The organism is Salipiger sp. (genome assembly GCF_059781815.1).
The window spans coordinates 1-10,378 of the sequence record NZ_JBYNAH010000188.1; the positions used below are offsets into that span (position 1 = coordinate 1).

Annotated in this window: 9 protein-coding genes; 3 read left to right on the forward strand and 6 right to left on the reverse strand. The window is 65.7% G+C overall.

The window, feature by feature from the left end; genetic code table 11:
* Positions 1–828: DMT family transporter (locus tag AC6RA4_RS18725; protein ID WP_500162948.1), on the forward strand; the 828-nt coding region annotated here is incomplete at its 5' end.
* A gap of 134 nt (positions 829–962) precedes the next feature.
* Here AC6RA4_RS18725 and AC6RA4_RS18730 read toward each other — a convergent pair.
* Both AC6RA4_RS18730 and pth read right to left on the reverse strand, forming a co-directional pair.
* A complete protein-coding gene (locus AC6RA4_RS18730; RefSeq protein ID WP_500162950.1) occupies positions 963–1,334 on the reverse strand; it encodes a DUF2237 family protein in 372 nt (123 codons plus the stop codon).
* Positions 1,335–1,416: 82 nt separating this feature from the next.
* Positions 1,417–2,130, reverse strand: coding sequence for an aminoacyl-tRNA hydrolase (gene pth / locus AC6RA4_RS18735; protein WP_500162963.1), 714 nt, complete (start codon positions 2,128–2,130; stop codon positions 1,417–1,419).
* 71 nt (positions 2,131–2,201) lie between these two features.
* Here pth and hmuQ point away from each other — a divergent pair, with 71 nt between their 5' ends.
* Entirely contained in the window at positions 2,202–2,513 is a 312-nt protein-coding gene (gene hmuQ / locus AC6RA4_RS18740) for a heme-degrading protein HmuQ (RefSeq protein WP_500162952.1), read from the forward strand.
* A gap of 66 nt (positions 2,514–2,579) precedes the next feature.
* On the opposite strand, the gene AC6RA4_RS18745 is transcribed toward hmuQ, so the two are convergent.
* On the reverse strand, positions 2,580–5,480 hold the full coding sequence (locus tag AC6RA4_RS18745) for an H-type lectin domain-containing protein (protein WP_500162953.1): 2,901 nt from the start codon (positions 5,478–5,480) through the stop codon (positions 2,580–2,582).
* A 294-nt stretch (positions 5,481–5,774) separates the two neighbouring features.
* On the opposite strand from AC6RA4_RS18745, the gene AC6RA4_RS18750 reads away from it, so the two are divergent.
* Complete coding sequence (locus AC6RA4_RS18750; protein ID WP_500162955.1) at positions 5,775–8,021, forward strand: molybdopterin-dependent oxidoreductase; 2,247 nt, start codon at positions 5,775–5,777, stop codon at positions 8,019–8,021.
* A gap of 18 nt (positions 8,022–8,039) precedes the next feature.
* On the opposite strand, the gene AC6RA4_RS18755 is transcribed toward AC6RA4_RS18750, so the two are convergent.
* The 3 genes from AC6RA4_RS18755 to AC6RA4_RS18765 form a co-directional block, all read right to left on the reverse strand.
* Positions 8,040–8,612: a hypothetical protein gene (locus AC6RA4_RS18755; protein WP_500162957.1), complete on the reverse strand. Its 573-nt coding sequence runs from the start codon at positions 8,610–8,612 to the stop codon at positions 8,040–8,042.
* A 76-nt stretch (positions 8,613–8,688) separates the two neighbouring features.
* Positions 8,689–9,006 carry a hypothetical protein gene (locus AC6RA4_RS18760; RefSeq protein ID WP_500162959.1) on the reverse strand — a complete coding sequence of 106 codons (318 nt, stop codon included), beginning with the start codon at positions 9,004–9,006 and terminating at the stop codon, positions 8,689–8,691.
* Positions 9,007–9,551: 545 nt separating this feature from the next.
* A complete protein-coding gene (locus AC6RA4_RS18765; RefSeq protein WP_500162961.1) occupies positions 9,552–10,172 on the reverse strand; it encodes a 50S ribosomal protein L25/general stress protein Ctc in 621 nt (206 codons plus the stop codon).
* Between the last annotated feature and the right edge of the window lie 206 nt (positions 10,173–10,378).

A 10,378-nucleotide genomic window follows, 5' to 3' on the forward strand; every position in this document is an offset into this window, starting at 1 on the left:
GCCATCGCCGCGGCGGATGGCATCACCAAGCTCATCGCCGGTGGCTATGCCGCGCCGCAGCTCTTCGCGCTGTCGGCGGGGCTCGTGCTGCTGATGTCGCTCGGCGCCTCGCGCAAGAACGGCGAGACCCTGCGCACCAGCTGCCGCGGCGTGATGGCGCTGCGCTCGCTGCTCACCGTGCTTTCGGCGATTGGTTTCTTTCAGGCCTTCCGCCTGCTGCCCTTCGCCGACGTCTTCCTGTTCATCGCGCTGGTGCCGCTGATCGCCGCCGCGATGTCGGGCCCGGCGCTTGGCGAGCCTGTGCGTCCGGCGGTCTGGATGGCGCTGCTGCTCGGCGCGGGCGGTCTGCTCTTCGTGATGCCGGCGGGCGAGCTCTCGCTCGATCCGGGCCATCTCTGGGCGCTCTTCGCCGCCTTCTCGGGCACCGGCTCGATGATCGCCGCGCGCTACATCGCCCGCATCGAGCGCGTGCCGCTGGCGCAGGTGTTCTGGCCGAACCTCGCGCTGATGCTGAGCATGGGCGTGGCACTGCCCTTCGTCTGGCAACCGATGCCGCTCTCGGATCTGGGCTGGGTGCTGACCTACGCGGTGTTCCTCTTCGCCGCCCGCTGGCTCTCGGTCGAGGCGCTGCGCCTGCTGCCGGCCTACGTGGCGACCCCGCTGATGAACCTGCAATTCGTCTGGATGGTGGTCATCGGCTGGTTCGGCTTCGGCGAGATCCCCGCCGTCGGCACCATGCTGGGCGTCACGCTGGTGGTCGGCTCGGGGCTGTGGCTGATCTTCGACGAGGCGGTGACGCAGGAGCGCCGCAGCTCGGCTCGCGCCTGATCGCTTCTCTATAGAGAGACGAGACCGCCCCGCAGCGCCTAGCCGCCGCGGGGCGGTTTCCGTTTGGGGGGCAGGGGAGTTGCGACCGGCTCAGGGCATAAGGCCAAGGGCTCAGGCAGCGGCGGCGTCAGGGATCAGGCGGCGTGGCCCTGCAGGACCTCGAGCGGCACGATCTCGAGCGCGCGCATGTGGGTGGCCTCGAGCGAGACCTTGGGCGCGCAGCCCTCGTCATGGGCCTGCAGGAAGCGCGCGGCGCAGAGGCACCAGGGATCGCCGGGCTTGAGGCCGGGGAAGTGGAACTCGGGCCGCGGCGTCGAAAGGTCGTTGCCGACGTAAGCCGAGTAGGCGAGGAACTCTGCGGTCATCACCGCGCAGACCGTGTGGCTGCCCGCGTCCTGCGCGCAGGTGTTGCAGTGGCCGTCGCGGAAGTAGCCGGTGAGCGGCGCCATGGAGCAGGGCGCGAGCGGCCCTCCCAGCACGTTGATCGCCTGATCTTTCTCTGCCATGGCGCGTCTCCCTTTCGGGCAGGGTGGCAAACGGCGCGCGCGCTGTCCAGCACCGGGTGGTCACGGCGCCGTCAGGGAGGCCTCAGCGGAACTTGTCGGCGAGCTTTTGCAACGGCGAACGGTCGTCGGGTTTGGGCGCGTCCGGGGCCTTTGCTTCGGGCGCTTTCTCGGGCGCGGGCTTGCCGCCCGGCTTCTCCGGCTTCTCCTGCTTGCCGCCCGAAGAGCGCGGCGGGTTCACCCGCAGCGCCACGGCGTTCTGGAACTTGCCGGTGTCGCCGCGCGCCAGCGCGTCGGCGCCGTCCGAGATGCCGCGCAGCAGGTCGTCGAGCCAGTCTTCGTCGGCCTTGTGGAAATCGTGCAGCACGTAGGCCGCGACCAGATCCTTGCGCCCGGGATGGCCGATGCCGAGCCGCACCCGGTCATAGGCCTCGCCGATATGGGCGTGGATCGAGCGCAGCCCGTTGTGGCCGGCGTGCCCGCCACCCCGTTTCACCCGGCATTTGCCCGGCGCGAGGTCGAGCTCGTCGTGGAACACGGTGACGTCTGTGGGCTCGAGCTTGAAGAAGCGCATCGCTTCGCCCACCGCCTGTCCCGAGAGATTCATGAAGGTGCCGGGCTTGAGCAGCAGCACCTTGTCGCCGCCGAGCCGGCCCTCGCTGACCTCGCCTTGAAACCGCGCGCGCCACGGACTGAAGCCGTGATCCTCGGCGATCCGGTCGAGCGCCATGAAGCCGATATTGTGCCGGTTTTTGGCGTATTTCCCGCCGGGATTGCCCAGCCCCACGAAGATCTGCAAGCTCGCCTCCATCTGTTCCGCCTCTAGATAGGGCGCAGACGCCCCTGTCCACAACCCGCAAGGAGATGCCGATGTACCTGACCATGAACCGCTTCAAGGTGGTGCCCGACCGCGCGGCCGAGTTCGAGGCCATGTGGAAGACTCGCGACAGCCATCTCAAGCAGGTTCCGGGCTTTGTCAGCTTCGCGCTGATGAAGGGGCCGGAGCAGGGCGATCACGTGCTCTACGCCTCGCATACGCTTTGGGCCGACGAGGAGAGCTTCCGGGACTGGACCAGGAGCGAGGCCTTCCGCGCCGCGCACAAGGGCGCCAAGAGTTCCGAGGGCATGTATCTCGGCCCGCCGGTGCTCGAATGCTTCGACGCGGTGCAGGTGCTTGACTGAGCCTGCCGGCAACGAAGAAGGGGCGGCGCAGGCGCGCCGCCCCTGATCGTTTGCGCAGACGAAAGGTCAGACGAAGACCATCTCGTCGGCGACATAGACCTCGCCGGTGAGCAGGCCTTCGCCTTCGAAGGCGATGCCGGCAACGACTTCAGCCACATGGGTCATCTCGTCGTCGAGGCTTTGCTCTTCCTGTGCGACGAAGAATGCCGTTGCAGCAAGGCCGTCGTCTGTCACGTCCGAAAGACGGAGCGTGGCGGTGTCCGGGCCGTTGTAGCTGGCGAGCCCGCCGGAAATCACCGGGTCAAGTCCGACCTCGGCAGCGAACTCGAACGCCGTGGGCTGGTCGGTGACGTTGCGCCCGGTGGAATAGGCCTGCGCGGCCATCCCGTTCCAGTCCACGATGCCATCCGCAGACGCGGCGTCGATTGCGGCATAGCCGACGATTTCAGTAACGTGACGACCGTCAGGCTGACCTTCGGCCTCTTCGATGAGGTAGGTGAAGCCCGTTTCGCTCACTTCTCCGATCCGGGCAACTTCCCATTGCTCGCCGTTGTCGGTCTGGATCTGCAGCATGACGACCGGCGCTTCCGCGAAGGCGGTATCGAATGTCACCTGGTGGAAGACGTCCGTCGGACCGCCTTGGAACACGGTGGTGCCAACCTCAAGCTTGCTGCCATCGGAGAGCTCCCACACGCCTTCTTCGAAGGCCAGAAGGCTGACCTCTTCGGGGAGGTGCAGGTCGTCGTAGCCGTCGGGCTCATCCATGTGGAAGGTGGCGCTTGTCGAGGTGATTTCGCTGAACTCCACCGTCGCGGTCTGGATGCCGTTCATGCTGACCGGGCTGGCGAAGACAACCGCATTGTCGAAGGACGCGTTCTGGAAGATGGCGGTGCGGTCCAGATGGGTCACGTTGGTGACCTGCTGGACCGACCCGATCACATCGTCCCAGGATTCGACGTATTCGACGACAAGCTGGATGTCGTAGAGATCGGCCGCATCCTGACGGTCGCCCTTCACGTAGATCGCGGTGTCGAAGACGTTCTGCTCGAGGATCACCCCGTTCGGCGTGACCGCCGAGAGGATGAGGCCCGTGGGCATTGCGTCACCGGCGCCGAGGGTGCCGTTCACCTCGCTCCAGCCTTCATCGATCACGCCATCCGCATCAACATCGAGCCGGGTCGGATCGATCACCATCCAGCCTTCGCTGGTGGCCAGCGGCGAGTCGCCATCCCAGTCGAGAAGGTTGATCGTCGTGGTCGTCAGCGCTCCGGTGTCATACTTGATGTTGTCCTTCTGGAACGGCGGTTCGCTGTTGGGCTCGAGCGGGATCTCGAGGCCCGGAAGGTCCTGCCCGAACTTGTTCGGGGTCAGGCGCCAGCGCGGACCGGAGACGAGGCTGTCCTCGTAATAGCCCTCTGCGGCGGCCGCATCTGCATCGCGGAAGCTGACATAGACATTGGCGAAGGGATCGTCCGGGTACATGTCATAGGACCACTCGAACGGCTCGCGGTCGATCGAGGTGTACCAGGAGTCGGTGAAGCCCTCGGCAATGTCCGCGGTGCTGAAGTCGAGATCCGCCGCCGCGGCAGCTGCCACGAGCGACATGTCACGCAGCACGGTTCCGACGGCATTGCCCTCGGTGTCCTCGTTGCGGTAGCCCACCAGCACCCCATCGGGATTGTAGACCGCCGTGCCGCCGACCACGCTCATGTCGATCTGGCCGTTCTCGTCGAGCACGAAGTAGCTCGGGAGCGCGTCGCCCAGACCGTTGAAGCTGTCGACCGGCGAGACCCAGAGCGTATTGCTGGGATCGTCCGGATCGGTGACGATGTAGTAGGACGGAAGCCGGCCGATGGCGGCCTCGTTCTCATAGTCTTCCGGACGGATCTGGTCGTTGGGGTTGTTGGTGATGGTGTGGGTCACGACCAGTTCTGCCTTGGTCACGACAAAGCCGTCGGAGCCGTCCTCGAGAATGTCGGCAACGCCGTTGCCATCCTCGTCCACGGTCCACTCCTCGGGCAGGTCGATATTGACCTCCATGCGGACGTCATTGGGCCGTTTCACCGCCTCGCCCCAGCGATAGAGCAGCTTGCCGTCGTCCTTCAGGGTCACCGAGTAGTCCTGCCCGTAGGCGATATTGTAGGTGACGCTGGATTCGTTCGGCTCGAGCAGGTCGGTCAGGTCGGCCTCGCCGCCATAGCCGTTGAGGAAGCTGTCGACCACGTCGAGCGAGCCGTCAGCGCCGATATCCAGCGCACCGACGGTGATCTCTTCGGTCACGCCGTCGCCGTCGCTGTCATAATCGACGGTGGTCTTGGTCAGGCGGTAGGTGTCGAGCGTGCCGTCACGGTCAAAGTCAACATCCGTAAGCACGGTGTCGAGCGCCGGATCGGGGCTGTCCATCGCGGCCTGAAGCGCTGCAACGGTCTCCTTGACGTAGAACCCGTTCAGCGGGCCTTCGGTCAGGCTGCCGTCCTCGGCAACATAGAGATCAGCCATCTTGAGGTCATCGTCGAGCCCGCCGATGGCGGTCTCGTCACCGGGATAGGCCTGATCGGAGAGCAGCGCCTGCATGGTGGTGTAGTGCTCAGTCGAGGCCTTCACGGTCGAGCCGCCAAGGCCCAGAGACCAGGTGCCGAAAGGAGCGCCGGAGAGGAACAGGTCTGTTTCCGCGTTGCGCACGGCAAGGCCGACGATCTCGCCGGCTTCGCCATAGATGTTACCCGCGTAGCCCTCGGCATAGTCGCCGTCGAGCTCCTTCTCCTCGGCTCCGATGAAATCGGTCACGTGGAAGCCGAATTCATTGTCGATGCCGTACAGGATGGTGCCCGCGTGGCTTACATAGGGCTCGACCACCGCTCCGGCCGTGTCGAGCATCTCGGGGTAATCGGGGAATTGAAGGCCGCTGAATGTCGCTGTCAGGTCGTCGACCGAAAAGACATGTGGGGCCGAACTAAATAGTGCCATCTTACCGTCTCCTAAGGCTCCTCCCGGGACGGCTTTGGATGTTTCTGAGTCCAGTCTCTCCCACGCGGTCCCTGCCGCTATTAGGCCATGAAGTTACATTCAGAAGCCATGATATATGTCAAAGTGCATATGACGGGGTTGGTGGGTGATCGCCGTTCGGGTGCCGGGGCAGGGGCGAAGGCCCGATCTGACCGCTTTCAGCCCCTTGATCTGGCATGGCTTTTTCTGTGAGACTGAGTCTGTTCCGCCGGTGCACCGTCGGATACAAATATTTTCTCAAATCGGGAGAGACGGATGTCCGGACCTCAGCGCACACGGGTCACCTCCAGCCATTGGGGGGCCTTCGAGCTGGATGTGGAGGGGGATCGCATCGTCGCCGCGCGCCCCTTCGGCGCCGATCCCAACCCGCCCGAGATCCCGCAGGCGATTCCGGCGGCAGTGCATCACCGTAGCCGGGTGGCGCGGCCCTCGATCCGCAAGGGCTGGCTCGAGGGGCGGCAGAAGGGCGGGCGCGGCAGCGAGCCCTTCGTGGAACTGCCCTGGGACGAAGCGCTCGACATTGCCGCGCAAGAGATCGACCGGGTGCGCCGTGCGCATGGCAACGAGGCGATCTTCGGCGGCTCCTACGGCTGGTCCTCCGCCGGGCGCTTTCACCACGCACAGAGCAAGGTGCATCGCTTCCTCAACAGCGTCGGCGGCTATGTCGCCTCGTTCGGAAGCTATTCCACCGGCTGCGCGCAGGCGATCATGCCGCATGTCTTCGGGCGCGACTTCATCTCGATGCTCTACGACCACCAGGAGACCTGGCAGACGCTGCATGCCGAGACCGAGACGCTGGTGATGTTCGGCGGCATCAACCCCAAGAACAGCCAGGTCAGCATGGGCGGGGTGACGGAACACGGCACTGCGGGCTGGATCGGCAAGTTCCTCGCCAAGGGCATGTATTGCCTCAATATCGGCCCGCAGCGCGGCGACGCGCCCGAGGGCTGCGACTGGCTGCCGGTCAAGCCGGGGGCGGACACCGCGCTGATGCTGGCGCTGGCCTACGTGCTCGAGACAGAGGGGCTGGCGGATCATGAGTTCCTCGCCCGCTACAGCACCGGGTTCGAGCGTTTCCGGCCCTATCTCATGGGCGAGACCGATGGCCAACCGAAGACGCCCGAATGGGCCGCGCCGCTCTGCGGGGCCGAGCCGCAGGCGATCCGCGACCTGGCCCGGCGCATGGCCACGACCCGCACGATGATCACCGTGGCGTGGTCGCTCCAGCGCGGTGAGCATGGCGAGCAGCCCTACTGGATGTCGGCGGTGCTGGCGGCGATGCTCGGCCAGATCGGCTTGCCGGGCGGCGGCGTGGGCTATGGCTATGGCGCCATTGGAGGGGTGGGGCACGCGTTTCGCCGAATGCGCGGCATGACCCTGCCGCAGGGGGTGAACCCGGTGGGCAAGGTGATCCCGGTGGCGCGCATCGCCGACATGCTGCGCAATCCCGGTCAGCCCTATGATTTCAACGGCACGCGCGAACCCTATCCCGACATCCGGCTGATCTACTGGGCCGGCGGCAACCCGTTCCACCACCATCAGGATCTCAACGCCTTCCACGAGGCGTGGCAGCAGCCCGAGACCATCCTCGTCAACGAGCCGTGGTGGACGCCCACCGCCAAGCGCGCCGACATCGTCTTCCCGGCAACCACGCCCTACGAGCGCGAGGATATCGGCCGCTCGCCGCTCGACGACTACCTCTTCCACATGCCGGCGATGATCCCGCCGGTGGGCGAGGCGCGCGACGATTACGACATCTTCGCCGGGCTCGCCGCCCGCATGGGCGCGCTCGAGACCTATACCGAGGGCAAGACCAGCACCGAATGGATCGAGACGCTCTACGAGGGCTACCGTAGCTTTGCCGCCGAGGATGGCATCGAGGTGCCCGATCTCGAAGGCCTGCGCGAGGTCAACTGGCTGAAGCTGCCGATCACCTATGACGGCCCGAACCCGAGCTTCCTGCGCCGTTTCCGCGAGGATCCCGACAGTGCCCCGCTCGGCACGCCCTCGGGGCGGCTCGAGATCTTCTCCGACACCATCGACGGCTTCGGCTACGCCGATTGCCCCGGTCACCCGGTCTGGCTGCCGCCCTCGGAGTGGCTCGGCGCCGCCCGCGCCGAAGCGCCGTTGCACCTCGTTTCGCCGCAGCCCGGCGACAAGCTGCACAGCCAGCTCGAGGCAGCGCTGGCGGATCGCCCCGGCGCGCGCCCCGAGACGCTGATCCTGCATCCCGAGGATGCCGCGGCGCGCGGCATCGCGAGCGGCGATCTGGTGCGGGTGTTCAACGCGCGCGGCGCGGTGCGGGCCCGGGCGCGGGTCAGCGACGAGATCCGCGCCGGCGTGGTGGCGCTGCCCACCGGGGCGTGGTTCGGCGATCCGGGCGGCAACATCGACCCGCATGGCAACCCCAACGTGCTGACCGCGGATGTCGGCACCTCGAAGCTGGGGCAGGGCTGCAGCGCGCATACCGCGCTGGTCGAGGTGTCCCGTCTCGAGAAATGACCTCAGAGGGCGCCGGCGTCAGCCGTGCGCCCGTTCGCTCCGCAGCCAGCGGAACACCAGCATCAGGATCAGGGTGGTGGCGATCAGCCCGGCGAGGTCGCCCACCGCATAGACCACCAGCACGGTCACCGACCAGCCGGGCAGGATCTCTCCGGCAAAGACCAGCGACTGACCGACCGAGTTCAGCACCGAGGCGACGGCGCCGACCAGCAGCAGCCACTTCCAGTGCACCCGCTGGTCGCGTCCGGCATAGAGATTGAGCCCGACGGCGCGCATCAGCTCGAACGCCAGCGCCGCCGATCCGGCGCCTACGAGGATCGAAAGCAGGATCACCGGGTCCGTCGCCGTGCCGATGCCGGCATGGGCAAAGAGCAGCTCCGACAGGAAGGCGCCGACCGCGAGCGGCAGTACCGCCAACCGCCCCACCAGCCATGTCGAAAGCACCCGCACGCCATGCGGCAGGTAGAGCAGGCTGGCAAAGGCGGTCACGTCCGGCAGCAGGCGGGCCTGCACCGGGGTGATCAGCATTGCAGTGAGGCCGTGCGCGAGCACATAGGCCACGACGATCACGCCGAAGGCTCGAAGATACATCAGTGTCAGGTCTTTCTTGTCTGGCTCGGCGGGCGGGAGTGTTCCGGAGAAAACCGCCTGGCGCGACAGGTTGGGATCAGGCGCTCGGAAGGTCCTTGCCGACCAGATCGCTTCGAACAACGTAGTTGCGCGTTTTGCTCTGTCCCGCCCGCTCGAGCAGCCCCTGCGTGAGAAGCGTTCGAATGGCACGGTAGAGCGTGGCCTGGGCCACCGGCTCGAGCAGCGCATGGTTGCGGATCTGTTCGGTGCTGATGACATCGCCCGCCCGGCCGCTGAGGCTGTGGGCGGCAAGCAGCACGTCGCGTTCGGTGCGACTCAGGGACTCGAGGCCGACATCGCTTTCGAGCTGCTGGAGCATCTCGCGAAGTTCGAAGATCGATGTCAGCGTGTCCATGTCCTGCTTTCCAACGTGCCCGGGCCGCGCCCGTCAAGGCCGTGAAACTGCGGGCCTTTGTCCTGTTTATCACATTGATAAAGCATTGGCACCCCCCTGTGAGACATGGTAGACTCCTCGTTGACGACGTTCCGTGAGTGGTGCCGCCGTCTTGTATTTAGATCAGTGTAGCCTCGGTGACTTCGGTCGCCGAGGCATTTTTTTGCACTCTTCTAACGTGTGCCGCAAATCCCTTTCCTGAATGTGACGTAACGTTAGTGAATCGTCGTCAGGATTGAGTTCGAGCCGTATATGCCGGGCTTTCCGTTCTTGTTGCGGTCTCTTGTGCGATTTCAGGAAACACGCCTGAGATGTGTGCGCCCCGCGCCGGGGGCCGTCGTCCTGCGCCGCCGGCCGCGACCGCGCGGGTCGCTCTGGCGCGCTGCGACAGGCTCCTGTGCCGCGAATCACCGGCCGGTTTCTTGGCCATGACACCGCCCGAACAAACGAAAACGGCCCTGCCGTGGGGCAGGGCCGTCTCTTGATCTGTCGAAGCTGCGGAGGAATTATTCCTCTGCGGCCGCCTCTTCGCCTTCGTCGCCGTCATCGGCGCGCAGGCCGCGCGGTGCCGAGATGTTGGCGATCACGAAGTCGCGGTCGATGGTCGGCTTGGCGCCTTCCGGCAGGGTCACGTCCGAGATGTGGATGACGTCACCGATCTGCTTGCCGGCCAGGTCCACGGTGATGTGGTCCGGGATGTCGCCGGCGAGCACTTCAAGCTCGACTTCCTGGCGCACGATGGTCAGCACGCCACCCTTCTTCAGGCCCGGCGCGGCTTCTTCGTTGATGAAGTCCACGTGGATGAAGAGGTTGATCCGGCTGGTGCGGCGCAGGCGCATCAGGTCGAAATGGGTCGGAAGGTCTTTCACCACATCGCGCTGCACGTCGCGGCAGATGACGCGGACGTCGTCGTGACCGTCAACCTTGAGGTTGAACAGGGTCGACTTGAAGCGGCCTGCCTTCAGGCGCTTGAGCAGTTCGTTGAAGGGCACCTGGATCGCCAGCGGCTCTGCATCGCCACCAAAAACAATCCCCGGAACCATGCCGTCGCGACGGACCTGACGAGCGGCGCCCTTGCCTGTCCCCGTACGTTCCAGAGCCACGAGATCAGGAATCTCACCAGCCATGTTGATATCTCCATAAATAAGGGCAGGGTGCCTCCAAGGCTGTCACCCCGCGTAAGAGCCGCTCCGATAGACCGGATTGCGCCGGTTCTCAAGTCTCTTTTTGCCAGTTGCGGCCCCGGGGCCGCTCTCCGGCCCCCTCCTGACCGCCGCCCCGTCCCAAAGCTCCCGCGCCCGGATCCCTCGATGGCCCCATCTTCTCTGGTTAA

What these genes read in the sequence shown, in the direction of transcription:
- AC6RA4_RS18730 (WP_500162950.1), bottom strand. Translation starts at nt 1,334, where the DNA reads ATGGCAGAGAAAGATCAGGCGATCAACGTGCTGGGAGGGCCGCTCGCG.
- hmuQ (WP_500162952.1), top strand. Translation starts at nt 2,202, where the DNA reads ATGTACCTGACCATGAACCGCTTCAAGGTGGTGCCCGACCGCGCGGCC.
- AC6RA4_RS18745 (WP_500162953.1), bottom strand. Translation starts at nt 5,480, where the DNA reads ATGGCACTATTTAGTTCGGCCCCACATGTCTTTTCGGTCGACGACCTG.
- AC6RA4_RS18750 (WP_500162955.1), top strand. Translation starts at nt 5,775, where the DNA reads ATGTCCGGACCTCAGCGCACACGGGTCACCTCCAGCCATTGGGGGGCC.
- AC6RA4_RS18755 (WP_500162957.1), bottom strand. Translation starts at nt 8,612, where the DNA reads ATGTATCTTCGAGCCTTCGGCGTGATCGTCGTGGCCTATGTGCTCGCG.
- AC6RA4_RS18760 (WP_500162959.1), bottom strand. Translation starts at nt 9,006, where the DNA reads ATGGACACGCTGACATCGATCTTCGAACTTCGCGAGATGCTCCAGCAG.
- AC6RA4_RS18765 (WP_500162961.1), bottom strand. Translation starts at nt 10,172, where the DNA reads ATGGCTGGTGAGATTCCTGATCTCGTGGCTCTGGAACGTACGGGGACA.